This is a genomic window from Nocardia sp. CA-136227 (assembly GCF_050955695.1).
In the GTDB taxonomy this organism is placed as follows: Bacteria; Actinomycetota; Actinomycetes; order Mycobacteriales; family Mycobacteriaceae; genus Nocardia.
This window is the reverse complement of record NZ_CP192081.1, coordinates 1,519,897-1,544,448: the sequence shown is the minus strand read 5'-3', so window position 1 is coordinate 1,544,448 and position 24,552 is coordinate 1,519,897. Positions and strand designations below refer to the sequence as shown.

26 protein-coding genes and 2 pseudogenes are annotated in these 24,552 nt (G+C 68.3%); 14 read left to right on the top strand and 14 right to left on the bottom strand.

Annotated features, from left to right (window positions below; genetic code table 11):
- Positions 1–100: 100 nt before the first annotated feature.
- The 3 genes from ACQP06_RS06950 (at position 101) to ACQP06_RS06940 (ending at position 2,356) form a co-directional block, all read left to right on the top strand.
- Positions 101–538, top strand: a complete 438-nt coding sequence (locus ACQP06_RS06950; RefSeq protein WP_433671319.1) for a nuclear transport factor 2 family protein — start codon at positions 101–103, stop codon at positions 536–538.
- Positions 539–614: 76 nt separating this feature from the next.
- Positions 615–1,409, top strand: a complete 795-nt coding sequence (locus ACQP06_RS06945) for an SGNH/GDSL hydrolase family protein (RefSeq protein ID WP_379272376.1) — start codon at positions 615–617, stop codon at positions 1,407–1,409.
- A 125-nt stretch (positions 1,410–1,534) separates the two neighbouring features.
- Positions 1,535–2,356, top strand: coding sequence for a PLP-dependent cysteine synthase family protein (locus ACQP06_RS06940; RefSeq protein WP_357090701.1), 822 nt, complete (start codon positions 1,535–1,537; stop codon positions 2,354–2,356).
- Here ACQP06_RS06940 and ACQP06_RS06935 read toward each other — a convergent pair.
- Positions 2,338–2,913, bottom strand: a complete 576-nt coding sequence (locus ACQP06_RS06935) for a TerD family protein (protein ID WP_433673256.1) — start codon at positions 2,911–2,913, stop codon at positions 2,338–2,340. The two genes, ACQP06_RS06940 and ACQP06_RS06935, sit on opposite strands and share 19 nt — an antisense overlap.
- Positions 2,914–3,178: 265 nt before the next feature.
- On the opposite strand from ACQP06_RS06935, the pseudogene ACQP06_RS06930 reads away from it, so the two are divergent.
- Positions 3,179–4,683: pseudogene (locus ACQP06_RS06930) on the top strand (lipase family protein).
- Between the two features lie 27 nt (positions 4,684–4,710).
- Here ACQP06_RS06930 and ACQP06_RS06925 read toward each other — a convergent pair.
- Together ACQP06_RS06925 and ACQP06_RS06920 are read right to left on the bottom strand one after the other, a co-directional pair.
- Positions 4,711–4,908: a hypothetical protein gene (locus ACQP06_RS06925; protein ID WP_433671317.1), complete on the bottom strand. Its 198-nt coding sequence runs from the start codon at positions 4,906–4,908 to the stop codon at positions 4,711–4,713.
- A gap of 58 nt (positions 4,909–4,966) precedes the next feature.
- Positions 4,967–5,248 carry a hypothetical protein gene (locus tag ACQP06_RS06920; protein ID WP_433671315.1) on the bottom strand — a complete coding sequence of 94 codons (282 nt, stop codon included), beginning with the start codon at positions 5,246–5,248 and terminating at the stop codon, positions 4,967–4,969.
- A 213-nt stretch (positions 5,249–5,461) separates the two neighbouring features.
- On the opposite strand from ACQP06_RS06920, the gene ACQP06_RS06915 reads away from it, so the two are divergent.
- On the top strand, positions 5,462–5,911 hold the full coding sequence (locus ACQP06_RS06915; RefSeq protein WP_387307915.1) for a DUF4189 domain-containing protein: 450 nt from the start codon (positions 5,462–5,464) through the stop codon (positions 5,909–5,911).
- A 76-nt stretch (positions 5,912–5,987) separates the two neighbouring features.
- Here ACQP06_RS06915 and ACQP06_RS06910 read toward each other — a convergent pair whose 3' ends face one another.
- A complete protein-coding gene (locus ACQP06_RS06910; RefSeq protein WP_433671314.1) occupies positions 5,988–6,188 on the bottom strand; it encodes a hypothetical protein in 201 nt (66 codons plus the stop codon).
- Positions 6,185–6,490 carry a meromycolate extension acyl carrier protein AcpM gene (gene acpM, locus ACQP06_RS06905; protein ID WP_433671312.1) on the bottom strand — a complete coding sequence of 102 codons (306 nt, stop codon included), beginning with the start codon at positions 6,488–6,490 and terminating at the stop codon, positions 6,185–6,187. The genes ACQP06_RS06910 and acpM overlap by 4 nt, the downstream gene beginning before the upstream one ends.
- A gap of 117 nt (positions 6,491–6,607) precedes the next feature.
- On the opposite strand from acpM, the pseudogene ACQP06_RS06900 reads away from it, so the two are divergent.
- Positions 6,608–6,802 (top strand): annotated as a pseudogene (locus ACQP06_RS06900) (MerR family transcriptional regulator); the annotation flags it as partial.
- Between the two features lie 734 nt (positions 6,803–7,536).
- On the opposite strand, the gene ACQP06_RS06895 reads toward ACQP06_RS06900, so the two are convergent.
- Positions 7,537–9,114 carry a carboxylesterase/lipase family protein gene (locus ACQP06_RS06895; RefSeq protein ID WP_433671310.1) on the bottom strand — a complete coding sequence of 526 codons (1,578 nt, stop codon included), beginning with the start codon at positions 9,112–9,114 and terminating at the stop codon, positions 7,537–7,539.
- Positions 9,115–9,323: 209 nt separating this feature from the next.
- Between ACQP06_RS06895 and ACQP06_RS06890 the strand changes: the two genes are divergently transcribed.
- Both ACQP06_RS06890 and ACQP06_RS06885 read left to right on the top strand, forming a co-directional pair.
- Complete coding sequence (locus ACQP06_RS06890; RefSeq protein WP_433671308.1) at positions 9,324–10,556, top strand: cytochrome P450; 1,233 nt, start codon at positions 9,324–9,326, stop codon at positions 10,554–10,556.
- 124 nt (positions 10,557–10,680) lie between these two features.
- Complete coding sequence (locus ACQP06_RS06885) at positions 10,681–11,064, top strand: hypothetical protein (protein ID WP_433671306.1); 384 nt, start codon at positions 10,681–10,683, stop codon at positions 11,062–11,064.
- 62 nt (positions 11,065–11,126) lie between these two features.
- Here ACQP06_RS06885 and ACQP06_RS06880 read toward each other — a convergent pair whose 3' ends face one another.
- Positions 11,127–11,588: a PaaI family thioesterase gene (locus ACQP06_RS06880; protein WP_379278953.1), complete on the bottom strand. Its 462-nt coding sequence runs from the start codon at positions 11,586–11,588 to the stop codon at positions 11,127–11,129.
- A gap of 152 nt (positions 11,589–11,740) precedes the next feature.
- Between ACQP06_RS06880 and ACQP06_RS06875 the strand changes: the two genes are divergently transcribed.
- Together ACQP06_RS06875 and ACQP06_RS06870 are read left to right on the top strand one after the other, a co-directional pair.
- Entirely contained in the window at positions 11,741–12,391 is a 651-nt protein-coding gene (locus tag ACQP06_RS06875; RefSeq protein WP_433671304.1) for a GntR family transcriptional regulator, read from the top strand.
- Entirely contained in the window at positions 12,391–13,617 is a 1,227-nt protein-coding gene (locus ACQP06_RS06870; protein WP_433671302.1) for an MFS transporter, read from the top strand. The genes ACQP06_RS06875 and ACQP06_RS06870 overlap by 1 nt, the downstream gene beginning before the upstream one ends.
- 50 nt (positions 13,618–13,667) lie before the next feature.
- Here ACQP06_RS06870 and ACQP06_RS06865 read toward each other — a convergent pair whose 3' ends face one another.
- On the bottom strand, positions 13,668–14,828 hold the full coding sequence (locus ACQP06_RS06865; protein WP_433671300.1) for an acyl-CoA dehydrogenase family protein: 1,161 nt from the start codon (positions 14,826–14,828) through the stop codon (positions 13,668–13,670).
- A gap of 5 nt (positions 14,829–14,833) precedes the next feature.
- Entirely contained in the window at positions 14,834–15,664 is an 831-nt protein-coding gene (locus ACQP06_RS06860) for a CoA transferase (protein WP_433673255.1), read from the bottom strand.
- Positions 15,665–15,764: 100 nt separating this feature from the next.
- Between ACQP06_RS06860 and ACQP06_RS06855 the strand changes: the two genes are divergently transcribed.
- On the top strand, positions 15,765–16,349 hold the full coding sequence (locus ACQP06_RS06855) for a TetR/AcrR family transcriptional regulator (RefSeq protein WP_387307930.1): 585 nt from the start codon (positions 15,765–15,767) through the stop codon (positions 16,347–16,349).
- 27 nt (positions 16,350–16,376) lie between these two features.
- Here ACQP06_RS06855 and ACQP06_RS06850 read toward each other — a convergent pair whose 3' ends face one another.
- Positions 16,377–16,700, bottom strand: a complete 324-nt coding sequence (locus ACQP06_RS06850; protein ID WP_433671298.1) for a rhodanese-like domain-containing protein — start codon at positions 16,698–16,700, stop codon at positions 16,377–16,379.
- 82 nt (positions 16,701–16,782) lie between these two features.
- Here ACQP06_RS06850 and ACQP06_RS06845 point away from each other — a divergent pair, with 82 nt between their 5' ends.
- Both ACQP06_RS06845 and ACQP06_RS06840 read left to right on the top strand, forming a co-directional pair.
- Entirely contained in the window at positions 16,783–17,247 is a 465-nt protein-coding gene (locus tag ACQP06_RS06845; RefSeq protein ID WP_433671297.1) for a MarR family winged helix-turn-helix transcriptional regulator, read from the top strand.
- 104 nt (positions 17,248–17,351) lie between these two features.
- Complete coding sequence (locus ACQP06_RS06840) at positions 17,352–18,344, top strand: LLM class F420-dependent oxidoreductase (protein ID WP_433671295.1); 993 nt, start codon at positions 17,352–17,354, stop codon at positions 18,342–18,344.
- Between the two features lie 15 nt (positions 18,345–18,359).
- Here ACQP06_RS06840 and ACQP06_RS06835 read toward each other — a convergent pair whose 3' ends face one another.
- Positions 18,360–19,676, bottom strand: a complete 1,317-nt coding sequence (locus ACQP06_RS06835) for a family 1 glycosylhydrolase (RefSeq protein ID WP_433671293.1) — start codon at positions 19,674–19,676, stop codon at positions 18,360–18,362.
- A 67-nt stretch (positions 19,677–19,743) separates the two neighbouring features.
- Between ACQP06_RS06835 and ACQP06_RS06830 the strand changes: the two genes are divergently transcribed.
- Entirely contained in the window at positions 19,744–20,328 is a 585-nt protein-coding gene (locus ACQP06_RS06830) for a TetR/AcrR family transcriptional regulator (RefSeq protein WP_433671292.1), read from the top strand.
- Here the strand turns inward: ACQP06_RS06830 and ACQP06_RS06825 are convergent.
- Genes ACQP06_RS06825 through ACQP06_RS06815 form a run of 3 tightly spaced genes read right to left on the bottom strand, consistent with a single transcriptional unit; the run spans position 20,325 to position 24,523 of the window.
- A complete protein-coding gene (locus tag ACQP06_RS06825; RefSeq protein WP_433671291.1) occupies positions 20,325–21,848 on the bottom strand; it encodes a YfcC family protein in 1,524 nt (507 codons plus the stop codon). The two genes, ACQP06_RS06830 and ACQP06_RS06825, sit on opposite strands and share 4 nt — an antisense overlap.
- Positions 21,845–23,194, bottom strand: coding sequence for a M20/M25/M40 family metallo-hydrolase (locus tag ACQP06_RS06820; RefSeq protein WP_433671289.1), 1,350 nt, complete (start codon positions 23,192–23,194; stop codon positions 21,845–21,847). Before ACQP06_RS06820 ends, ACQP06_RS06825 begins: the two co-directional genes overlap by 4 nt.
- Positions 23,195–23,224: 30 nt before the next feature.
- On the bottom strand, positions 23,225–24,523 hold the full coding sequence (locus ACQP06_RS06815; protein WP_433671287.1) for an ROK family protein: 1,299 nt from the start codon (positions 24,521–24,523) through the stop codon (positions 23,225–23,227).
- Positions 24,524–24,552 lie beyond the last annotated feature (29 nt).

Below are 24,552 nucleotides of genomic sequence, written 5' to 3'. Positions count from 1 at the left end.
AGTGAACTAATTGTCTATATGAACCCTGGACAGTTCATGCGGCCACGAGCTACCGTTCGAATCAATAGGCAATGATTTGACTACCAGGATGTGAGGGATCATGCACGCGTTCCGTCAGGCCGTCGAGGCCCGCGATGCCGCGGCCATCGAAGCGCTGCTCGCCGACAATGTCGTGTTCACCAGCCCGGTCGCCTTCAAGCCGTACCCGGGTAAGGCCATCACCGCGGCCATCCTGCGCGGGGTGCTCCGGGTGTTCGAGGACTTCCGGTACGTGAAGGAGATCGGCGCGCCCGACGCCGCCGATCACGCGCTGGTGTTCGAGACGACGGTCTCGGGCAAGCGCATCACCGGGTGCGACTTCCTGCACCTCGACGCCGACGGGAAGATCGACGAGTTCACCGTCATGGTTCGCCCGCTCTCCGGTGCGCAGGCGCTGGCCGAGGCCATGGCCGCCCAGTTCGCGCAGATCCAGGCCGAGGCCGTCGCGCAAATCGAACGGGAGGCGGCGGCGGCCGAACGCCAGGCGGCGGGTGCGTGAACGTGTTCGCGGGGGCCGCCGTAGCCGCCGGTTTCCTGGGATGATCCACGGACAGTCACCGAAAGGCCGATCCGCCATGACCGATGGCACCTACACCCGTTACGTCGCGCTCGGCGACAGCCAGACCGAGGGCGTCGGCGACGGCGACGACCGGACCGGCCTGCGGGGCTGGGCGGACCGGCTGGCCGAGCGAGTGGCCGCCTCCAATCCGGGCCTGTCGTATGCCAATCTGGCGGTGCGCGGGAAGCTGGCCGGGCAGATCCGGGCCGACCAGTTGGACGCGGCGCTGTCGCTGCGGCCCGATCTGGCGACCGTGCTCGCGGGCATGAACGACCTGCTGCGCCCCAACTTCGATCCGGACGCCATCGTCGCGGACGTCGAGGCGATGTTCGCCGCGCTCACCGCGACCGGCGCGGTGGTGGCCACCCTGACCTTTCCCGATGTCGCCGAGACGATTCCGCTGGCCCGGCCGCTGCGCGGGCGGGTGTCGATCCTCAACGAGCGGTTGCGGGCGGCGGCCCGGCGGCACGGGGTCCTGATCGCGGAGACCGGGCATCACGCCGTCGTCACCGATCCGCGGCTGTGGAGTCCCGACCGGTTGCACGCCAGTCCGCTCGGGCATCAGCGCATCGCCGAGGCCATGGCCGAGGCGTTGCGGCTGCCCGGCTCCGACGACACCTGGACCCGTCCGCTCATTCCCGCACTGCCTCAGCAGGGGCTGCTGCGGTCGATGGCGGCCGAACTCGAGTGGGCGGCAACCGCGCTGGGGCCGTGGGCCATGCGCCGGCTGCGGGGAATCTCCTCCGGTGACCAGCGGGTCGCCAAGCGGCCGCAGCCGCTGCCGGTGATCGGCGCGCCGCTCGCGCACTGAACCTCCAGCGCACGCCTGATCCTCGTCGCGGGCCGAACCTGCGCCGATCCGGCCCGCGGGCCTGCCCCGCTGCCGGACAATCGAACCTGAGCCCAGTCGGGGCCCGGGAAGGGTCGGCGCGGATCATGTTCATCGGCGACAACGTCTTGGCGGCGATCGGCAATACTCCGCTGGTGCGATTGCACCGGGTGACGCCCGAGGGGTGCGCGGAGATCCTGGTGAAACTCGAGGGACAGAATCCGTCCGGCAGCATGAAGGATCGGGCCGCCCAGGCCATGATCGCGGTGGCCGAGCGGGACGGGCGGCTGCGACCCGGTGACACGGTGGTCGAATACGCGCGCGGCAGTAGTGGTTCCGCGCTCGGGCTGGTGTGCGCGGCCAAGGGGTACCGGCTGCGACTGGTCGACTCCACCGCCGCGGCCGAGCGAGTGAGCCGGGAGCCCGGCACCTTCTGGCCCGATCACCTGAACAACACCGACGCCATCACCGGCTATCACGGTCTGGGGCAGGAGATCTGGGCGCAGACCGAGTGCCGGGTGGACGCGTTCGTTCAGGCGGTCGGCAGTGCCGCCGCGCTCCGCGGCAGCGCCGCGCTGCTCCGCTATCACAAGCAGCGGCGGATCCACGTCGTGGCGGTGGAGCCCGCCGAGTCGCCCGTGCTGTCCGGCGGCCCGCCCGGTGAGCACCGGATCGAGGGCATCGGCCTGGGTTATCCTCCGCCCCTGTGGGATCCGACCCTGGTCGACGAGGTGGTGCCGGTCTCCAGTCCCGAGGCCGAGGCCATGGCGCATCGGCTGGCCCGCGAGGAGGGCCTGCGCGCCGGAAACTCCTCCGGCGCGAATGTGGTCGCGGCCATCCGCGTGGGGCTTCGCCTGGGTCCGCGAGCCCGCGTGGTCACGCTGCTACCGGACTCCGGCCTGAAGCAGGGTCAGACGTTGACGCCGTAATCCCGTGCGATTCCGCCCAATCCGGACGCGTACCCCTGCCCGATCGCCCGGAACTTCCATTCCGCGCCGTGCCGGTACAACTCCCCGAACACCATGGCCGTCTCGGTGGAGGCATCCTCGGTCAGATCGAACCGGGCCAGTTCCGTCCCCGTGACCGCGTCCACCACCCGGATGTACGCGTTCCGGACCTGCCCGAACGCCTGCCGCCGCGCCTCGGCCTCGTAAATCGATACGGGGAAGAAGATATTCGTGATCGAGGGCGGCATGGCCGCCAAGTCCACATTGATCACCTCGTCGTCGCCCTCCCCCGCGCCGGTCAGGTTGTCGCCCGTGTGCTCGATCGTCCCCTCCGGCGAGCGCAGGTTGTTGTAGAACACGAAGTGCTTGTCCGACACCACCCGCTGATTCGGCCCGCACGCCATGGCGCTGGCGTCCAAGTCGAAATCGGCCCCGGTGGTGCTGCGCACATCCCACCCCAGCCCCACCGAAACCTTCGTCAGATTCGGCGCCTGCTTCGACAGCGAGACATTCCCACCCTTGGCCAGACTGACACTCATCGAACTACCTTCCCTCCGAAGTCGATCCCATCCCCAATCGTCCTCGCGTCGCACCCGCAGAGCCACCGATTCGGCGTCCAGCTGCTCGGCGATCACGGCCACCCGCCGCTGCAACGCCAGTAACTCGATCAGATCCCGGGGCACCGCGGGCTCCCCCGGCTCCGCCGCCGCCACCGCCCGCATCGCCTCGGCATGCGCTTCCCGGATCGCGGCCCGCAATCGCGCGCCCGCCAACGGCTCCCCCATACCGAGCGTCACTCCTCGAATGTACTCGTCCGGCAGTCCTTCGAAACGCTCGCGAACAGCAACCCGGTTCGAATTGAAACCTGTTACAGTTCGAGCGCCGAAGGGGAGGTGGCCGATGTCGTCGAGCCGTAAATATCATTACCGGACAACATTTTTCACGCGATTCGCGCGAGTGGCGATACCGATCGCAGCCTTGATGGGGGCCACGAGCGTCATGGCGGCACCGGCGTCGGCGGTACCCAATACCGCAGACTCCTTCTACACGCCGCCCGAAGATTATGCGACGCAACAGCCCGGGACGATCCTCCGCGTGCGACCGATCCAAGCCAGCTATTCACAGTTGGTCCCGTGGCCGGTCCAGGCGTGGCAGTTGCTGTATCGGACCACCGCGGCGAACGGTCAGCCCTATGCCGCGGTGACGACGGTCCTGAAGACCGCGAACACGACTCGGCCGACGGCACTGCTGTCGTTCCAGAACATGACCGACGCGATCGCGCCGCAGTGCCAGCCGTCCCAGGCGTTGTTCCAGGGCCATGTCCCCTGGATCGATCCGTCGAAATCCGGTCCGCTGCAATTGACCACGATGTCCGGTGAGACCGCGTTTATCGCCGCCGGGCTGGCTCGCGGCTGGGCGGTCTCGGTGCCGGACTTCGGTGGCGTCGACAACCACTACTCGACGCCGAAGGAGCCCGGTTACACCGTGCTGGACGGTATTCGGGCTGTCGAGGCGTTCGAACCGGCCGCCCTGTCGGGACCCGGCACCCCCGCGCTCCTGTGGGGCTACTCCGGTGGCGGCATCGCGAGCACCTGGGCCGCACAGGAACAGCCGCGGTACGCGCCCGAACTGAATCTGGTCGGGACGGCAGCCGGCGCACCGGTCGCCGACCCTCGTGTCGCGATGCTCGCCATGAACGGCACGCCCGTCGGCGGCGGCCTCCGCGATCTTCTGTTTCCTGTCGCGCTGATGGGCGTCATGCAGGATTCCCCCGCGTTCACCGCCGCCATGAACCGCTACCTCACTCCCGCTGGGAAACAGAAGATCGCGGAGGCCGCCGACAACTGCACACCCCAGAACATGGTGTCCAGCCTCGGTCTCGACGCCGACCAGTTCCTCACCGAACCCATCGAGCAGATCCTCACCGACCCCGCCATCAACGCCGCCCTCGAGGAACGCGCCCTGGGCGCCACCGCCCCCACCACCCCCTCTACATCTACAACGCCATAGACGACGAGGGCAGCCTCATCACCAGCATGGACACCCTGGTCGCCACCTACTGCGCCGCCGGCACCCCCGTCACCTACCGCCGAGAACAACTCGCCATGCCCGCCTCCGCCCACACCGGCGAATGGTTCCTGGGCGCCCCCGCCGCCCTCGCCTGGCTCCAACAACAAGCCGAAACCCCCACCGCCCACCCCACCTGCGACACCCGAACCGTCCCCACCACCGCCACCGACCCCGCCGCCCTGGACGCCCTCACCACCGGCATCCTCACCGGCCCCGTCCGCACCTTCCTGGGCATCTGACCCCTCGACGGCGGAGTCACGCCGCCCTCATTCCGCGGCGGACTCCACCTCGATATCATTCCGGAAGGTCGAACTCGTCCCGTCTTCCGCGGTAAGAGTGACCGGACCGAACGTGATGAACGGTATTGCGGCACTTCCCGTCCCCCGATAGAAGCCGGGAGCCGCGGTCACCCGCACGGCAATGGCGGCCAACATGGCAGCCATCTGATCATCGGCATCGATCATCGGCTCCGCCAGCCCCGAATACCCCTGCGCCAGCAGCCGGTCGAGCCAGGCGGGCTGGTCAACCGGGGCCGGACCAGCCGTCGCTTGTCCAGTTGTGGAGGTCTTCGACGTACCAGTCGTGTTGCTGACTTTCCCAGGCTTGCATGTTCGGGTAGCGGTCGCCACAGTAGCGGCGCTCCATGTAGGCGGCCAGGGCCTCCCGCTCGGCGTCGTCGGCCAGGACTATCGATGTTCGACCTGCGCGGATCTCATAACCACCGTCGGGGAGTCGTCGGCTCGAGGACTCGACGCCTTGGGACTCGAAGCCGCTCGAGGCCTTCAGATAGGCGGAATAGATCACGCGGTACGAGAATTCGTCGCTGTCATCACGGATTTAGTCGAGCCATGCGTCGAACTTCTCCATGAGGCGATCAGATCATCCCGTGCCGGGCGGCGGCGAGGATCGCCGGTGGAGGTATGGGCGTTATGTCCGATATGCATTGGGCGAATTCGGGGCGATCGGACATGATTCGTCAAGTTTGTGTTGGTGCTTGTTCGAAGAGGGAAGAGTTAGATGAAGTTCATGGGTAAGGCCGTTGTCGCGGTCGCGGCGGTTGGTCTTGCGGCGGGGTCGGCGATCGGTGCGGGTACCGCTGATGCGGCCGGACTGTATGGGTCGATCGCGTTCAGCGGTGACAACTGGATCTATGGCAGCAGCGTGAATGCGCCGAGCGCGGACGCGGCGATGGCCGAGGCGTTGGATCAGTGCGGGTGGGAAGGGGCCACCGACTGCCAGGTGATGATCACCTGGGCGAACGGGTGTGGCGCGCTGGTGTATCGCAATGACGACACCGACAATCTCGCGGTGGGCACCGGCACGGGGCGCGATCGCGCGACCGCATTGCGCAGCGCTTACGAGAGCCTCTCCCAGTACTACCCGCCCGCGATGCTGGCGAATGTCGGGTCGGCGGATCTGTCGGCGACGGGGATCAGCAAGGTGGTTTGCACCGCTAACGCTGGTTAGGGGTTCGAGTCCTCGGGACAGTTCGGTGTCGCAGGCGGCGCGATCGCCTGCGACACCGGATGTCAGCCGGTCGAGGTCAGTGGAGGATCACCTGGCCGAGGCGGGGCAGCAGGAGTCGTTTCCAGCTGCGTTCGACGGCGTTGCGGGCCATCTTCTGGCGGCGGTCCTCGATGTCGAAACCTGTCTGCGTCAGCAGGAGTCGGGTGCCATGGCCCTGCGGGTGTAGCGCCCAGCCGACAATCCATCGGGTGGGGTAGTCGGCCCGTGGATCGCTCAATTCGCCTGACCTTCCTTGTATTTCGCCTCCATTTCCGCAGCGAGCTGCGGCTTCTCGGCCTCCATCTTCTGGACGTACGCGACCGCGTCACCGACGGTCCGCAGGCCGGCGAGGTCTTCGTCGGGGACCTTCACGTCGTACCTGTCCTCCAACTGGACCGCGATCTCCACCTGCGACAGCGAATCGATTTCCAGGTCTTCGACAAAGGACTTCTCGATCGTCACCTCGGACGCATCGATTCCCGTCACCTCTTCGACGATCTCCGCGATCCCGCTGACAATTTCTTCCTGCGTGCTGGCCACGAAACACTCTCCTCGCTGTGACGACACATACCTGAACGGCAGTGCCAGTACGCTAAAAGCTCCAGTGGGGTGGAGGTTCAAGAACTTGTGACGGACGACACAAAGCCCGCTGCGCTCATGAGCATCGGGGAATTGGCGCGCAACTCGGGGCTGTCGGTGCGCACAATCCGGTTCTACTGCGACGAAGGCATTCTCGAATCCCAGCGCAGCGGCGGCGGACATCGAATGTTCGACGCCGACAGCGCGACCGAACGACTGCTGCTGCTGCGGCGATTACGGGCACTCGGACTCGGGTTGGACTCGATCACCGGCGTGCTGCGCGGAGAACAGTCGATGGAAGAGGCCATCGCCGCCGAAAGCGCCAAGCTCGATATCGAATTCAGCTCACTGGCCTGGCGTCGCGCATCGGTACGGGCCATGGAGGCGGCCGCCCCGGCACAACGCGCCGAACGGCTCGCACTATTGGCCGCAGCCCAGGACGGTAATGCGTTGCACGAGAGCCTCATTCGCTTCTGGCATCGCATTCTCACACCGATTCCGCGGTCCGACAGCGACGGCTGGGTGTGCTGGAACGTCCCCGAACCGCCCACCGACCCATCAGTCGACGAGGTCGTCACCTACGCCGAACTGGCCGCCCTCGCCTCCAGCCCCGACCTGAACAACGCAGTCCGACACCAATATTGGCGAGATCGCCCCGACCTGATCCGCGACCCGCGAGCCCTCTACCACGAGATGGGCGAGATAATGATCGACGTCGTGCCCCTCGTAGCCGACGGCATCCCCCCGCACTCCGGCAACGAACTCGACCGATTCGTCACCGCCCACGCCACCGCCCGCGGCGAACGCGACACCCGACAATTCCGCGAACACCTCTTACGCGACGCAACCGACTCCGACCCCCCGAATCCACCGCTATTGGTCCCTGACAGACCAACTCCTCGGCCCCCGAGTCACGATCGGCCGCGCCCACGACTGGCTGTACACCGCACTGGCCGAGACGTCAGCGGCAAGGGCCGAATAGGACTGAAAGAGCCCGTACGCATGGCCTATTGGAACAGGGTGTTCCAGAAGGGGCAGCGGTGGTCGGTGGCGAAAGTGGTGGAGAACTGGTTTCCGGTGGGGCGGAAGGAAAGGAAGGTGGGGGTGGTGGGGGTGTATTGGGGGATGGCGGGGAGGGTGGCGGGGTCGGGGGTGCCGGTGTTGATGAAGCGGGTCCAGTAGCGGCGGATGTCGGATTGGAGGCGGCGTTGGGGTGGGGTCATGACGCCGTCGAGGGCGAAGCCGGCTTGGACCAGGTCGAAGAGGGAGGGGAGTTCGGCGGCGTGGTAGGCGCCCATGGGGAAGGTGCTGGGTGGGGCCAAGGCGCCGCGGTCGTCGAATTCGTAGACGTAGGTGGGGTTGTGGTGGGAGAGGTCGGAGACCTGGGAGATGAGTTTGCAGACGAGTTGGTCTGTCCAGGCTCGGGTGAGAGCCAGGGCCGGTTGGGGGTAGTCGGTGAGGGGGTATTCGCCGATGACCTGGTCGGTTTGGGCTGGGGTCAGGTCGGGGATCTTGGCGGCGAGGAGGCGGGGGTAGTCGGCGGCGGTCATGACGGGGCCGAGGGGGATGCCGTATTTGATCCAGACCCAGAGGGCCACCTCGTCGTGATTGGAGCCGACGAAGGTGGGAATGCGGGACATGCCACCGGATTTCAGCAGGGTCAGCGGGCTTTCGGGGAGGTAGGCGTTGCCGTGGACGATATTGGTGTCGTCGGGGCCGCGGTCCACCAGGATGTCGGGTGAGAGGGTGCGGAGGCAGGTCGCGTCGTCGGTGGCGGGGCAACCCGCGGCGGCGGCCCAGGCGTCGCCTTCGGCCTCCGCGTCCGGGAGGGATTGGCTCGCACACGGACCGCTCTGGAGGATGGCGGCCTGGAAGAGGGGCTTGGAGGACGGGGTGGCCATGTGGGCGCAGATCGAGACGCCGCCGGCCGATTCGCCGTCCAGGGTGACGCGATCGGGGTCGCCGCCGAACGCGGCGATATTGCGGTGAACCCAGCGCAGGGCGGCCTGCTGGTCCATGAGGCCGTAGTCGCCGGAGCCGGAACCGTCGTCCAGGGCAGAGGCGGCCAGGAAGCCGAACAGCCCGAGGCGATAGTTGATGGTGACGACGATGACGTCACCGTCGGGTTGGGACACCAAAGGGGCTGCGCCGTACATGCTTCCGGTGCCGGTCTGCAGGCTGCCACCGTGGATCCACACCATGACGGGCAGGGCGCGGCCGTCGGCGGGGAGCGTCGGCGGCGTCCAGACATTGAGGTACAGGCAGTCTTCGACGGTGGTGCGCAGGCCGCCCAACCCGGTCGGCTGGGCGCAGTTCGGGCCCGCATCGCGAGCCTCACGAACTCCGGGCCACGGCGCGACCGGCTCGGGCGGCCGCCAGCGCAGCGCACCGACCGGCGGTGCGGCGTAAGGGATTCCATTGAACAGGCGATACGACGGGGTCGAGACACCGTGCAACGCACCACTATCGATGGTGACAGTATCGGGAGCGGGCCCCGAATACGCCCGCGCCACCGGGCCGTTCACCGCGAAGATCACCACCAAGAGCGCCACCGCCGCGAACACCGCGCCGGATCCCCGCCTCATCCACCCCTGTGCACGCACGATCACCCGAGCCTCCTGGGCCAGCAAGCGCTATCGCGTAGTCGTTCGATACTAGTCGGCCGGTCCGGACGGGGGTCCGAAGTCTCACGAAACCGGGAAAACTCCTGCGTACGGACGAGTCCGCGCCGCGAATCCGTCTCACGGCGAGACGCTTGTTGACACTCGATTCAGGTCGGGACGACGGTGGCCCCATGACCCGCACCTCCCCCGATGCGCTCGATGTGTTCGATCCCGCGCACATCGACGACCCCTACCCGCTGTACCGGCGGCTGCGCGAGCAATCCCCTGTCTACCGCATCCCGGGCACCGACTTCTACCTGGTGACGTCCTGGGATCTGGTGACCGAAGCCGTGAATCGCGGTGACGAGTTCTCCTCGAACCTCACCGGCGCACTCCTGCGACAGGAGGGGCAGCCGCCCGTCACCTTCGACATGGACGGCGGCGGCCAGGCCGTCCATGTGCTCGCCACCGCCGACGACCCGAGCCACCAGGCACAGCGCAAACTGGTGCAACCCTTGCTGGCCAAGCGGATTCGCGGCCTCGGACCGACCGCCGAAGAACTGGTGGACCGCCTGTGGACCGAGGAACTGCACGGCGATCGCATCGACTGGGCGACCGGCATGGCCGACCGCCTCCCCCTGGCACTCGTCGCCGACATCATCGGACTCCCCGACGCCGCTGTGCCGCAACTGCTCACCTGGGCCTACGACAGCACCGAGATGCTGGGTGGCGTGGTGGACTCGGACCGTTTCGTACACCTGGTCACCGCCGCCACCGAACTCACCGGCTACCTGCACACCGAATTCGCGGCCGCCCAGCGCGACCCGGGCGACGACCTGCTCGGCGTGCTGGCCCGCGCCTGCGCGGCCGGGGAGATCACCGACGTGGTGGCCGTGCTGATCCTGGTCCAACTCGTCGGCGCGGGCGGCGAATCCACGGCGGGCCTCATCGCCAATGCCGCCCGCCTGCTGGCCACCCGCCCCGATCTCCAGGACGAGCTGCGCGCCGAACCCGCCCTGCTGCCCGCCTTCCTGGACGAGGCGCTGCGCCTGGAATCGCCGTTCCGAGGCCATCATCGGCATGTCACCACCGATACCGCGCTGGGCGGCATCGAGATTCCCGCGGGCAGCCACCTGCTGTTGCAGTGGGGCGCCGCCAATCGCGACCCGGCCCGCTTCGACGATCCGGACACCCTCGACCTGGACCGCCGCAGCGGCGCCAACAATCTCGCCTTCGGGCGCGGCATCCACTTCTGCGTCGGCTCGGCGCTGGCCAAGCTGGAGGCCACCGCCGCGCTCACCGCCCTGCTGGAACGCACCACCGCGTTCACCCTCGTCGAAGACGCCCCGCCGCAGTGGTTTCCGAGCATCTTCGTGCGCCGCCATCGCACCCTGCCGCTGCGCCTCCACATCCGAAACACCTGAGGCCGCGGACTCGCCCGGATTCTTCCGCGCGTCCGCCGCGTGCCGGGGGCGCGGTCACGGCATGATCGTCGTCGATCGATCAGGGGGGATCCACAGCTGTGACCACAGGAAAGGGGTTTTGTTCGTGAAGACCGTCTACGTCCGCCGCATCACCCTGGCGGCAACCGCGTGTGCCCTGTCCGGTGCGCTGGCCGCGCCGGCCGCCGCCGACGTCGCGCCGCAGAAGATCACGCTCGACTACGCCAAGGGCCTGTGCGGCCAGACCACGCTGCTGGCGCACTCGTTCACGCCCACCACGCTGGAGATCACCACCTCCAGCAACTTCACCGACGACGCCAAGATCGATATGGCCGGGAAGCGCACCCCGCTGCCCGACACCTACGGCGCGGTCACCACGACCGTCGACCTGGGCACCCCGATGCCGGGCGCCATCCCGTTCGAGGTGTCGGGCTCGGACTGGCCGGGCAGCATGGGCACCGGCTGCAAGGGCTGGATCATCGTCGCCTGATCGGCGGCCGACAACGATCGAGCCCCGGGAGCGATTCCCAGGGCTCGATCGTTTTTCGCGGCCTACTTGCCGTGGGCGCGCAGCTGGTACAGCCCCTCGGTCTCGGCGACGACCACGCCATTGGCGTCGGTCACCTTCGCCGTCAGGGTGAAGTCGGCCTTGCCCTTCGCGTCGGCCTCCTCGGTGATCCGCGCGATCTCCTCCTCCGACAGCGACGCCTCGGCGCGCACATCGGTGGCGGCGGGCTTGCGGAAGAACACGTGCAGGTCCTTCACCAACGGGAAGTACTTGGCGGTGTCGAAGCTGGAGATGGCGATCGCGCCGCCCAGGATCTCCGCGACCGTGAACAGCACACCGGCGTACATGACGCCGAAGTGATTGCCGTTGCCCTCGATGGGGACCGTGGTGGCCGCGAACCCGGGGCGCACCTCCTCGGCCCGCACCCCCATCTTGTGCGCGATCGGAATCGTGAACTCCAGACCGCCGTTCACGACCTCGTTCAGCGCGGGGGCATCGTTCGCCATGCGGACCTCCTCGTCCCAGAAGTTAATGGCAACTTACTGACGTGCTGCCAACAAGGTGAATCATTCCGCGTGAGAGGGTTACCGCGCAACTCTTTCATCACAGTCCGTGAAACCCGCCACATCCAGGCAAATCATCCCACGACACCTCTAGTATGCAAGTCGTGTCCAAGACTTTCTCCGCCGCCGAGCGGGCCTACCGCGAAATCAAGGAACGCATACTCAGTGGCGACCTCCCCGGCGGGGAGCTGGTCAGCGAGAACGAGATGGCCGGCGAGCTGGGCACCTCCCGCACCCCCGTCCGCGAGGCCTTCCTGCGGCTCGAGACCGAGGGCTGGATGCGGCTCTACCCCAAGCGCGGCGCCCTCGTGGTGCCCGTCCCCTCGCACGAAGCCGACCACGTGATCCACGCCCGCTACATCGTGGAAACCGGTGCGGTGGACGCGCTCACCCGCATCGCCCGCGCGGGCCTCATCCCCCGGCTGCGCGAATCCCTGGACCGCCAGCGCGAACTCGCCGACGCCGGCGACCTCGAGGAATTCGCCATCGCCGACGCCGACTTCCACCGCGAATACGTGGTGTCCGCGGACAACCCGCTGCTCATCGGCTTCTACGACTCGCTGCGCGAACGGCAGCGCCGGATGAACAGCGTCGCGCTGCAACGCGGCGAGACCAACCCGCACCGCATCATCGAGCAGCACACCCGCCTCACGGATCTGATCGACGCCGCCGACGGCGCCGGATTCGCCGAGGCCCTCGCCGAACACCTCACCGACGTGCACGGCGTCACCCCGAGGGGCCTGTGATGGCGACCCTGACCACCCTCGAAACCCGCCCCACCCGACTTGGGACGCACCCCAAGGCGTGGCTCGCCGTCGCGACGGCCATCTTCGCGATCGCGTGGGGCGGCAACGAATTCACGCCGCTGCTGGTCATGTACAAGCGCGACGGGCTGCCGGTCACCACCGTCGACCTGCTGCTGTTCGAATACGTGCTGGGCATCGTGCCCGCGCTGCTCATCGGCGGCCCGCTGTCGGACCGCTACGGCCGCCGCCCGCTCATGCGGCCCGCGCCGTTCATCGCGGCTACCGGCTCGACGCTGCTGGCCTTCGGATCCCATTCGGTCCCCATGCTTTCCGCGGGCCGGGTGCTGTGCGGCATCGCGCTGGGCCTGGCCATGGCGGTGGGCAGCAGCTGGCTCAAGGAGCTGTCGCAGCCGCCGTTCACCGCCGGCACCGCCTCCGGCACCGGGGCGCGCCGCTCGGCCATGAGCCTCACCGGCGGCTTCGGCGTCGGCGCGGGCGTGGCGGGCGTGCTGGCGCAGTGGGGTCCGTGGCCGGACTCGCTCGCCTATCTGATCAATGTGACGCTGTGCGCGGCGGCCGCTGTGCTGCTGTTCCGCGCGCCGGAAACCATCGTGCCGCAGGTGAATCCGGGACGACTCCTCGACGATCTGAAGGTCCCCGTCGGTGCGCATCACCGCTTCCGGACCATCGCGCTGCCGGTGTGCCTGTGGCTGTTCACCTCGTCGGCGGCGGCGTACGCCATCATGCCGACGCTCATGATGCCCAAGGTGCACGACGCCCCGATCGCGTTCTCCGCCTTGATCACCGTGATCACCCTCGGCTGCGGTTTCGGTATCCAGTCGGTGGCGCGCAAGATCGATCGACCCGGCTCCCTGCGGCTGCCGCTGCTGGCGCTGAGCCTGGTCATCCTCGGAATGCTGCTCGCCGCAGCCGCTTCCGCCACCCTCACCCTGTGGCTGACCGTGCTGACCGCGATCGCCCTGGGCATGGGATTCGGCAGCGGCCTGGTCACGGGCCTGCTGGAGATCGAGCGCATGGCCCGCCCCGACGACCTGGCCGGGCTGACCGCGGTGTTCTACGCGGTCAGCTACCTCGGCTTCGGCGTCCCGGCCCTGATGGCGGTGTGCCACAACGGCCTCGGTGTCGGCTACCCCGCCATGTTCGGCGTCCTCGCCGCCGCCTGCGCGGTGTGCCTGGCCACTGTGAGCCGGTCCCGGCCGGCCTGAACTCGGATGTCCCGGCGGCGGCCCCCAACCGCCCGCCGCCGGGCCCCGCCTCACAGCGAGCGGGAGATGATCTCCTTCATGATCTCGCTGGTGCCGCCGTAGATGCGGTTCACGCGAGAACCCGTGTACATGTTCGCGATCGGGTACTCCATCATGTAGCCGTAGCCGCCGAACAGCTGCAGGCAGCGATCGACCACCTTGTCGCAGGTCTCCGCGGCGAACAGCTTGGCCATGGACGCGGTCGACGGGTCGTTCTTGCCGTCGATGTACTGCTGGATCGCGTAGTCCACCAGCGTCTTGATGGCCAGCGCCTCGGTCTTGACCTCGGCCAGGGTGAAGGCGTTGTGCTGGAACTTGCCGATCGGGCGGCCGAACGCCTCGCGCTCCTTGGAGTAACGCAGCGCTTCCAGCACCGCGGCCTCGGCCAGCGCCGAGCACAGGCTGGCGATGATCAGCCGCTCCCGGGCCAGCTGCTCCATGAGCTGGTAGAAGCCCAGACCCTCCTGCGCGCCCAGCAGATTCGCCACCGGGACGCGCATATCGGAGAAGAACAGCTCGCGGGTGTCCTGCGCGTGCTGGCCCATCTTCTCCAGCACCCGGCCGCGCTCGAAGCCCGGCAGATCCTCGGTCTCGGCCACGATGAGCGAGACGCCCGCCGCGCCCTTGGACGGGTCGGTCTTGGCGACGATCACCAGCAGGTCGCAGTGGGTGGCGTTGGAGATGAACGTCTTCGAGCCGTTGATGACGTAGTGGTCGCCCTCGCGGATCGCGGTGGTGCGCACCGACTGCAGATCCGATCCGGTGCCCGGCTCGGTCATGGCGATGGCCAGCACCAGGTCGCCGCTGATGATGCCCGGCAGCCACTTCGCGCGCTGCTCGTCATTGCCGTAGTTGTAGACGTAGTGCGACACGATCGGCGAGTGCACGGAGAAGCCGAAGCCATTGTCGTGGGCGTAGACCAGCTCTTCCTGGACGATGGCCTGCATGCCGTAATCGCCGCCCGCGCCGCCGAATTCCTCCGGCAGGTCCAGGCCGAGCAGGCCCGCGGCGCCGGCCTTGTTCCAGAACTCGCGGTCGACCATGTGCTGGGCGGTCCAGCGCTCGCGATTGGGCACGGCCTCCTTGCGGAAGAACTCCGCGGCGTGCTTGCGCAGCTCGCGGTGCTGATCGGTCTCCCAGGTGGGCCGATAGTCGGGGAACAGTTCGGACATCGGTGTCACTCTCCGTTGTTGCGTCGGATGCCGTTGAGCGGCAGGTCTTCCCGAGCGGCGATGGCTTCGAGCTCGGCGATGGTCTTGTCGGCGAAGGCCTTCTCGAAGGCCTCGTGGGTCCCGTCGGCGCCGAAGGTGGCCAGCGCGCCCAGGAAGAAGTGCGGCTCCACCGCGCCCAGCGCGACGTGGCCGTCGGCGCATTCGTAGATGCCGTAGCCGGGGAACGCGCCGCCCAGTACCGCGTCGTCGCCCATGAGGCGGTAACGCACGGCGTCGCCCGCGCGGGCCGCGGCTTCCTCCAGGGCGACCCGATACGGCTGTCCCGCACCGGTCGTCGCCCGGCGTACCAGGGCGGCCAGGGCGGTGGACACCGCGCGCTCCGCGCCGAGCATGTCGGCGATCGGGACCTTCGGCATGTGCGGCGGGGTCAGGGTGCCGTGCACGGCTTGGTAATTCAGGTCGTGGCCCGGGACCTCGGGTTCGTCGGCGTGGCCGACGATCTCGATGAGCGAGAGCTCGGGGAAGCGCTGCTGCGGCTGCGCCAGGCCGAGGCGGGCCAGGGCGGAGGGCCGCATGGAGGTGATGAGCAGATCGGCGGTGGCCAGCAGCTCGTCGAGCTTGGCGCGGTCGGCGTCCTGCTTCACGTCGAGGGTGACGACCTGCTGGCTCGCGACCAGGTGCTCGTACCACTGCGGCGCGGCGGCGGCCAGCGGATCACCGGTCGGCGGCTCCACCTTGACCACCTGCGCGCCCAGCTCGGCCAGCCGCGCGGCGGCCAGGGGGCCGGGCAGATTGACGGCCAGGGACACGACTTCGACTCCGGCGAGAGGCCGCAGCGTTGGTTCCTCCATATCGCGAACGATACAGTTGTATCGTGAACCGGTCAATCGCATCAATTGCCGGGCACACGGCCCGGAACCGCTAAATTGAGGGGCGATGCTGAACCCACGAGCCACCAATGAGGACCTGACCGCCAAGGCCCGGATCCGCAATGCCGCCATGGACCTGTTCGCCCAGTACGGCGACTCCCGGGTGTCGTTGCGCGCGGTCGCGGCCGAGGCCGGCGTCACCCTCGGACTGGTTCAGCACCACTTCAAGACCAAGGACGGCCTGCGCGACGCGGTCGACAAACTGGTCGTCGAATACTTCGCACAGGCCGTCGCCTCGATCCCGCCGACCGGCACCCACGCCGAGGTCGCCTCCGCCCGCGACGAGGCGGTGCGGAACATGCTGCACGCCAACCCCGCCGTGGTGAATTACATCCGCCGGTCGCTGCTCGAACCCTCCGAGACCCGCATCCACCTGCTGGACGCGGTGGTCGAACTGACCCGCAGCGAGGTCGCCGGACTCCGCGCCGCGGGTCTGGCCTCGACCGACAAGCCGGAGTCGGACCAGATCGTCGCCGTGCTGCTGCGCCAGTTCGGCGAACTGCTGCTGGCCCCGATGCTGGACGCCGTCTGGGAGCGGGTCTCCCCCGACAACCCCACCCGGCCCCGGCTGTCGATCACCGTCAAAGACTGAGGCCCCGGCGGATTCCCCGGGGGCCGATCAGCTTTCGACGGGCAGGCCCGCGTCGGTCCAGTCCTGGATGCCGTCACGGTACTTGCGGATATTGGTGTAGCCGAGCCGTTCCAGCTTGGTCGCCACGTTCTGACTGTTGGGGCAGGCCGCGTTCGAGCAGTAGGTGACGATGGCGGCGGCGCGGTCCGGAAGCAGGCGCGGCGCTTCGGTTTCCACGTCGGCCTCGATCAGCGCGAGCGCGCCGGGCAGATGCGCCTTCTCGTAGTACACGCCGCCGAGGGCGTCGAGCACGGTGACGGTTCCGGCGGCGATCTCCTGAGCGAGTTCCTCGCGGGTGATGAGTGCGGTCATGGGAGTTCCTTTCACGGAATTTTATGTGCGTGTGCACGCTACTACTTAGGTGTGCGCGCACGCAACCGGTTAAGATGGGGCGGTGTCCTCCCGATCCCATCCGGCCGTGCACGCCTGGGCCGCCCTGCTCCAGGTCCACGCCCTGCTCGTGCCCGAGCTCGACGCCGAACTGCGCCACGCCACCGGTCTACCGCTGAGCTGGTACGACGTCCTGCTGGAACTCGATGCGCCGCACCGGCTCCGGATGAGCGATCTCGGTGAGCGGGTGGTGCTCAGCCGCACCCGGGTGAGCCGGCTGGTGACCGAGATGGAGATGCAAGGGCTGGTCCGGCGCGAAGCCAATCCCGACGACGGACGGTCGGCGTTCGTGGCCATCACCGACGAGGGCCGGCGGAGATTCCGGGCGTCCGCGCCGCACTACCTCGCGGGCATCGAACGGCGCTTCGGGGAGAAGCTGGACGCGAAGGAGCTCGAGACCGTCGCGTCCGCGCTGCGGAAAGTGCTGGCCCCGGCCGATATCGCCGGACCAGAGGGCGGCACGCGGTAGTTCGGCGCGGGCTGTACAGAACGGTTGCCGCCGGGCGGGGTGACGGGAACAGTGGATGCCGGAATCGATTCGATCGGACCGGATTCGAACAGAGGAGACATCTCGTGCGCTTCGGCATCTTCATCCCGCAGGGCTGGCGGCTCGACCTGGTCGGCATCGACCCGGCCGCGCAGTGGGGAGTGATGCGGGACCTGGCCACGCGCGCGGATTCCGGGGACGCCTGGGAATCGCTGTGGGTCTACGACCACTTCCACACCGTCCCGGTGCCCACCGAGGAGGCCACGCACGAGGCGTGGACGCTGATGTCGGCGCTGGCCGCGAGCACCTCGCGAATCCGGCTGGGGCAGATGTGCACCGCCATCAGCTACCGCGACCCGGCCTACCTGGCCAAGGTCGCCGCCACCGTGGACCTCATCTCCGGCGGACGCGTGGAGATGGGCATCGGCGGCGGCTGGTACGAGCACGAATGGCGCGCCTACGGGTACGGATTCCCCTCCGCCGGTGAGCGATTGGGCCGGCTCGACGAAGGCGTGCAGATCTTCAAGCAGGCCTGGACGACGGGTACGGCGACCCTCGAGGGCAAGCACTACCAGGTGGACGGCGCGATCGTGCGGCCGCTGCCCCTGCAGGAGGGCGGGATTCCGATCTGGGTCGCGGGCGGCGGTGAGAAGGTGACGCTGCGGATCGCCGCGAAGTACGCGCAGTACACCAACTTCGCGGGCGACCCGGAGACCTTCGCGCAGAAGTCGGAGCTGCTGCGCGGCCACTGTGCCGCGGTCGGAACGGATTTCGACGCCATCACCCGCAGCTCCAACTTCAATACGCTGGTCGGCGCGACAGAGGCCGAGGTCGAGGAGCGGCTGACGCAGCTGGAGTCCCGGCTCACCCCGTTCGTCGGCGCGGAGGGCGCGGCCCAGCACGTGAAGGATCTGTTCCGCAACTCCCCCGCCGTCGGCACGCCCGAGCAGATCGTCGAACGGCTCTCGCAGGTCAAGGATCTGGGGCTGGGGTATTCCATCCACTACTTCCCCGAGACCGCCTATGACACCTCGGGTGCGGAGTTGTTCGAGCGCGAGGTGATTCCCGCGCTGCGCTGACGCACGACGAGCGGGTCAGCGCGGCAACACGACCGGGTCGGTGCAGCTCGACGGCGCGTCCAGCAGCGAGCAGGTCTCGGGTTCGCGGGTCGGGCGGTAGTCGGCGGGAACGCCGCCCGCGCCGGTGATCGCGGTGTACGCCGGAACCGCGTCGGTGGGACGGCGGGTGAGCGTCGCATCGGTCTCGACATCGACCGTGTAGAGGCCGAATCGCGGCGTGTAGGAACCCCACTCGTAGTTGTCGGCGAGGCTCCAGTAGTTGTAGCCGATCACGTTCATGCCGTCGGCCTTGGCGCGCTGGACCCAGTAGATGGTGTCGCGCAGGTCGTCGGCGCGGGCGTAGCCGTCGGCGCGGGGCGCGCCGTTCTCGGTGGGCATGCCGTTCTCGACGATGTAGAGCGGCTTGCCGGGGAAGGTGCGCGCGTAGTGGTCCAGCGCGTAGTAGATGCCCTCGGGCTGGAGCGGGTTCTTCCACATCGAGGCGATGTCGGGTGAGTACAGGGCGTCCGGGGACATGCCGTAGTAGTAGTCGATCCCGATGTAGTCGAGCTTGGCCGCGATCCGGCTCATCAGCGGCCCGTCCACCGCGTCTTCGACGCTCGGCAGGTAGGCGACATTGCTGGTGACCATCGCGCCCGGCTGTACCCGGTGGATGTAGTCGTAGACGGCGTTGTGCGCCTGCGCGATTCGATCCTGCATGACCGGCATGGCGGCCGCGGACACATTGCCCATCCGGAGTTCGTTGAGCATGTACATGGTCGGTTCGTTGAACGTCACCCACAGCGGGTCGGCGGTGGCGTAGCGATCCACCACGGTGCGGGCGTTGGCGAGCCAGTCCGACACGATGTCCGGGTTGCTCCAGCCGCCGCGATCGGCCTCCCAGCCGGGGTACACCCAGTGGTCGAGGGTGAGCATGGGCCGCATTCCGGCAGCCCGGATGGCGCCGATCACCTTGTCGTAGAAGCGAAGTCCGTTCTCGTCCCACACCCCCGGCTGGGGCTGCACCCGCGCCCATTCGACGCTGATCCGGTACACCTTCACGCCGAGCTGCCGCGCCAGCTCGATATCGGACTCGTAGTGGTCGTAGAAGTCGATCGAGTCGCGGTAGGTGTCCTCGGTCCGCCCGGAGGCGGCGTAGCGCGACCAGTTGCTGTCCGGCGCGTGGCCTTCGGACTGGAACCCGGAATTGGCGACGCCCCACAGGAAATCCGGGCCCAGCGGCGCGATCCGCGCGGGCGGCTCGGGCCGGGCGAACGCGGGCGCGGCGGTCACGGTCATTCCAGCGGAGGCGGCCATGACCAGCAGGGCGAGGGTGGGGCGGCGGAATCGCATGACGAAAACCGTACACTGCTCGGTTTTGACGAACAAGGATCTCTCACAATCCCCTTAGACTCGAGCGATGGCGAAACGCGGACCCTACGGAAAGGGCATCGAACGGCGGGAGCAGATCCTCGAAGCCGCCCTGAAGACCATCGCGGAACGCGGCTTCCTCGCGACCTCGGTGGCCGAACTGGCCGAGGCCGTCGGGCTGAGCCAGAGCGGGCTGCTGCACTACTTCGGTTCCAAGGAGGAACTGTTCGTCGCGGTGCTGCTCAAACGGGATCAGGTCGACGCCGCCGCCCATCTGAACGAGGCCACGCCCGAGGCCCTGATCCGGCTCATCCGCCACAACACCCAGGTCCCCGGACTCATCGAACTCTTCACCCACATGCAGGCCGCGGCCGCCGACCCCAATCATCCCGCCCACGAATACATGCGGGTGCACTACGAACTCGGCACCGCCGCCTTCGCCGAACTGATCCGCGGGCTGCAGCGCGCCGGGGAGGTCCCGTCCACCGTCGACCCCGACGTGATGGCGACGTCGTTCATGGCTCTCACCGACGGCCTGCAGGCGCGATGGCTCATCGACCCGACCATCGACATGGAGTTCTACCTGCGGCAGTGCTGGACTCAGTTCACCGGCGTCGAGCCCGACGTCGGCTAGCCGAGCCAGGCCGCGATCGCCAGGAACACGCAGATCAGCACGAACAGGATGCCCATCAGCGGAACGATGAACTTCACGTAGCGGTCGTAGCGCACCTTGGCCAGCGCGATACCGCCGGTGACCACCGCGGTCGTGGGCGTCACCAGATTCGCCCAGCCCGACGCCGACTGCCAGGCCGTCACCACCAGCGACCGCGGCACGTGCGCGAAGTCGGCCAGCGGGGCCATGATCGGCATGGCCAGCGTGGCGTGCCCGGAGGTGGACGGGATCAGGAACGCCAGCGGCACGTTCACCAGGAACACCGCCACCGCGAACGCCGCCGACGAGGTGCCCGACACCACGCCCTCCAGCGCGTGCAGCACCGTGCTGGTGATCTGGGTGTTGTTCATGATCACCGTGACGCCGCGGGCCAGCACGATGACGAAGCCCGCGCCCACGAAATCGCTGAAGCCCTTGCCGATGTTCTCCGACATCTTGGCCTCGCCCAGGCCGCCCACCAGGCCCACCACGATCGCGCCGAGCAGGAACAGGGCGGTCAGTTCCGGGAAGTACCAACCCAGTTCCCAGCTGTAGGGTTTCGCGTCCGGGCCCTTGATGACGGTGCCCCACGGGATGATCGAGAAGATCATGAACGCGAAGGTGACGCCGACCAGCCACAGCACCGCCACCTGACGGCGGGTCATCGGATCCGGTTCGTGCTCATCGGCTTTCACCTCGCTGTCGCCGGGCTGCCAGCCGGACCACGACTTGCTCGGATCCGCCTTGACGCGGCGCGCGTACCAGATCACGTAGGCGACGGTGACCGTCGTCAGCACCACCAGCATGGCCAGGCGCAGCACGATGCCGTCACCGATGGCGATGCCCGCCGCCGAGGACGCGGTGCCGGTGGCGAACGGGTTCACCGTCGAACACAGCACGCCGATGCCCGCGCCCGAGATGATCGCGCCGACCGCGGTCATGCGGTCGTAGCCCAGGGCCAGGGTCAACGGAACCAGCAGGGCGTAGAAGCCCAGGGTCTCCTCGGCGAATCCCTCGACCGTGCCGGCGATCGCGAACACCACCATGATGCCGACGATCAGCAGGATCGACCGGTTGCGCAGCTTGAACGCCAAGCGTCCGATCCCGCTGTCCAGTGCGCCGGTGGCGAAGGCGACGGTGATGAACGCGCCCACCGCCAGCACGAACAGGAACACCGCGGCCGCACCGTAGAGCGAGCCGCTCAGATCCGGGGCGACCTGCGAGGTCTTCGAGTCCTGAATGCCGTAGAGGCCGTTCACCGGAGCCAGGAACAGGTCCCGGATACACGCCGAGAACTCCTTGGCCTCCGCGATGCGGTGATAGGAGCCCGCGATCGGACGGCCCTGCGCGTCCAGGTCGTAGGCGCCCGGCGGAATCACGAAGGCCGCGAGCCACACCGCGAGGGTGACCCCGGCCAGGATCGTGTACGTGGAGGGGAACCCGCGCTTCTTCTTGTGCCGCACGGGCTTCGGAGTGTCCTCGATCGTCGCGGTCTCGCTCATTCGCGCATCCGGTCCGCGAAGAGCTGGAAGAACTCGGCCTCGGCCAGCGCCACATTCCGCAACTCGCTCAGCAGCACCCGCTCGTTGAAGCCGTGCATATTGCATTCGGAATCCTCGACACCGAGCATGAGCACCTCGGAACCGGGATTGGCGGCGGCCATGGAATTGGTCAGCGGAATGGAACCGCCCATGGCCGAATCGACGGCATCGACACCCCACGCCTTGGTCATGGCCTCCCCCATGGCCGCGTACGCGGGACCGTCGGTGCGCGCGGCGAATCCGGTGCCGATATCGCCGCCGGTCACCTCCAGTTCGACGCCGAACGGCTTGGCCTTCCTCAGATGCTCGATGACGGCCCGCTGCCCCTCGGCCGGGTCCTGTTCGGGGTGCACGCGCACGTTCAGGTACGCCTTGGCGTATGGAACCACCGCGGACGCAGCGGTTTTCGTCGGCGGGGCGTCCAACCCGATCACGGTGATCGCGGGGCCGTACCAGATCCGCTCGCCGATCGGACCGGTCCCGAGCAACGGCATCCCCGGCTGCATCCCCGTCACCCGAGCGAATTCGGCGTCGGTGTAGTTCGCGCCCGACCAGTTATCGCGACGCAGCCCCGGCACCGCGACATTGCCATCCGCGTCGTGCAGGGTGGCCAACGCGGCGATCAACGAGAGCAGCGCATCCGGCGCCGCACCGCCGAACTGCCCCGAGTGCACCGGCGCGGCCAGCGTGCGCACCTCCACGAACACATCCGCGACCCCACGCAGAGCGGTCACCAATGTCGGCTGCCCCGCGCGAATATTGCCCGCATCGCAGATCAACAACGCGTCGGCTGCGAACAACTCCGGATGCTCGGCCGGATAGTCGTCGAAGACCGACCCGTACTCCTCCTGCCCCTCGATCACCACCGTCACCCCCACCGGCGGCCTACCTCCGAACGCCCGCAACGCCCCGATATGCGCCACCACATTGGCCTTGCAGTCCGCCGCACCCCGCCCGTAGATCGCCCCGTCCTTCTCGGTAGGCGTGAACGGCGGTGTGTGCCAAAGACTTTCATCCCCCGAGGGCTGCACGTCGTAATGCCCGTACAACAGCACGGTCGGCGCCCCCTCCGGAGCCGGAATCCGCCCGTAGACCACCGGCGAGGTGTCGGGCAGATCCAACACCCGAATCTCCCCCACCCCGGACTTCCGCAACTCCTCGGCGACCAGATCGTGCGCCCGCTGGACATTCTCCTTCGGATAGTCCGGGAACGCGATGGACGGGATCTCGACCAGCTGCCCGAGCAGTATTTTCAACTCCGGCATGAGTCCGTCGACAGTACCGCTCAGATCCTGGCGCAGGTCCATTCCGTCATCGAACCACCACCCGCCGTCAGTTCACCGCGAATCTTCAGCGACACGCAGGATCGGCAGCGGCGGGACCACGGCGGGGTCGGCCAGGACCGCGCGGCGGGCGAAGCCGAGGGCACCGACGAGGATGGCATCGTCGCCGAGCACCGCCGGTGCGATCCGAAGTCCGAGCGTGGGAGCCAGGGCCCGGCGGCCACGGAGATGATTCTCGATGGTCGGCGCGATCCAAGGGAACCAGTCCGCCAGCAGGCCGCCGAGGACGACTTCGTCGGTATCGAGGAGGGCGGTGATCGAGAGAATCGCCGTGCTGATGGCAGCGGCGGCGACGTCCATTGCCGAGAGTGCTTGGGGTTCGGACTGTCTCAGCATCGACACGAGTTCGGATTGGGCGGCTTGCAGACCCTGGCCGTGGAGTAGAGCGGTGAGGCCGGCGGACTCGAGAACGGCTTCGGGGCCCGCGAACGTGACCAGGCAGCCGCGGGCGCCGCAGACACAGTCGGGGCCGTTCATGGCTACCGGGACGTGGCCTGGCTCGCCGGCGATGCCGTGGCTGCCGGTGTGGATGCGGCCGTCGAGGACAACGCCGCCGCCGATGCCGGTGCCGGCCTCGATGAGGACCAGGCCGCGGGAATCGTGAGGGCGGGCGTGGAATTCGGCGAGGGCGGCGGCATTGGCGTCGTTGATCACGTCGACCGCCACGGCGGGGGGCGGGAGGTGGGCGGCGATCAAGTCGCGCAGGGGGACCGATTCGAGCCAGCCGAAATTCGGTGCCACCACCACGGTTTGGCCGGGGTCGTCGAGGACCGGGCCGGCCATGGCGATCACCGCGCGGGCGAGGACGGGGACAGGGGCCGAGTCGGGGAGCGTGGCGGCGGCGCGGGCGATGATGGACGCGATGGCGGCGGCCATGGCGTCGGGTGCGCCGGGGGCCAGGTCGTGCGCGACGGTGTCGCGCCGGATGATGCTTCCGGCGAGGTCGCAGACGGCCACGCGGAGCTGCTCGGAGGTGACCTGGACGGCGGCCACGGCGGCGCGACCGGCTTCCAGTCGCAGCGGGCGGCCGGGGCGGCCGCGGGTGCCGGAACGCTGGGCGTCGTCCTCGGCGACGAGGCCGCGGTCGGCGAGATCGGCGACGAGGGCGGTGACCGATCCGTGCGCCAGTCCGGTGGCGGCGGCCACCTCGGTGCGCGGGCAGGGGCCGTGGTCGGCGAGGTGACGCAACACCAGCCCCAGGTTGCGACGGCGAATGGCGGCCGCGTCGGTCGGGGGCGACACGGTCGGGCCGCCGGGGGTAGCGGGCCGTCGGGTGGGCGGTGTGGGATCCACGGGATCGAGATTATGGTGTCAGATAATTA

What these genes read in the sequence shown, in the direction of transcription:
- ACQP06_RS06875 (WP_433671304.1), top strand. Translation starts at nt 11,741, where the DNA reads ATGCAAGTCGTGTCCAAGACTTTCTCCGCCGCCGAGCGGGCCTACCGC.
- ACQP06_RS06865 (WP_433671300.1), bottom strand. Translation starts at nt 14,828, where the DNA reads ATGTCCGAACTGTTCCCCGACTATCGGCCCACCTGGGAGACCGATCAG.
- ACQP06_RS06950 (WP_433671319.1), top strand. Translation starts at nt 101, where the DNA reads ATGCACGCGTTCCGTCAGGCCGTCGAGGCCCGCGATGCCGCGGCCATC.
- ACQP06_RS06880 (WP_379278953.1), bottom strand. Translation starts at nt 11,588, where the DNA reads ATGGCGAACGATGCCCCCGCGCTGAACGAGGTCGTGAACGGCGGTCTG.
- ACQP06_RS06940 (WP_357090701.1), top strand. Translation starts at nt 1,535, where the DNA reads ATGTTCATCGGCGACAACGTCTTGGCGGCGATCGGCAATACTCCGCTG.
- ACQP06_RS06830 (WP_433671292.1), top strand. Translation starts at nt 19,744, where the DNA reads ATGGCGAAACGCGGACCCTACGGAAAGGGCATCGAACGGCGGGAGCAG.
- ACQP06_RS06915 (WP_387307915.1), top strand. Translation starts at nt 5,462, where the DNA reads ATGAAGTTCATGGGTAAGGCCGTTGTCGCGGTCGCGGCGGTTGGTCTT.
- ACQP06_RS06850 (WP_433671298.1), bottom strand. Translation starts at nt 16,700, where the DNA reads ATGACCGCACTCATCACCCGCGAGGAACTCGCTCAGGAGATCGCCGCC.
- ACQP06_RS06895 (WP_433671310.1), bottom strand. Translation starts at nt 9,114, where the DNA reads ATGAGGCGGGGATCCGGCGCGGTGTTCGCGGCGGTGGCGCTCTTGGTG.
- ACQP06_RS06870 (WP_433671302.1), top strand. Translation starts at nt 12,391, where the DNA reads ATGGCGACCCTGACCACCCTCGAAACCCGCCCCACCCGACTTGGGACG.
- ACQP06_RS06820 (WP_433671289.1), bottom strand. Translation starts at nt 23,194, where the DNA reads ATGGACCTGCGCCAGGATCTGAGCGGTACTGTCGACGGACTCATGCCG.
- ACQP06_RS06825 (WP_433671291.1), bottom strand. Translation starts at nt 21,848, where the DNA reads ATGAGCGAGACCGCGACGATCGAGGACACTCCGAAGCCCGTGCGGCAC.
- ACQP06_RS06890 (WP_433671308.1), top strand. Translation starts at nt 9,324, where the DNA reads ATGACCCGCACCTCCCCCGATGCGCTCGATGTGTTCGATCCCGCGCAC.
- ACQP06_RS06945 (WP_379272376.1), top strand. Translation starts at nt 615, where the DNA reads ATGACCGATGGCACCTACACCCGTTACGTCGCGCTCGGCGACAGCCAG.
- ACQP06_RS06835 (WP_433671293.1), bottom strand. Translation starts at nt 19,676, where the DNA reads ATGCGATTCCGCCGCCCCACCCTCGCCCTGCTGGTCATGGCCGCCTCC.
- ACQP06_RS06855 (WP_387307930.1), top strand. Translation starts at nt 15,765, where the DNA reads ATGCTGAACCCACGAGCCACCAATGAGGACCTGACCGCCAAGGCCCGG.
- ACQP06_RS06935 (WP_433673256.1), bottom strand. Translation starts at nt 2,913, where the DNA reads ATGAGTGTCAGTCTGGCCAAGGGTGGGAATGTCTCGCTGTCGAAGCAG.
- ACQP06_RS06925 (WP_433671317.1), bottom strand. Translation starts at nt 4,908, where the DNA reads ATGATCGATGCCGATGATCAGATGGCTGCCATGTTGGCCGCCATTGCC.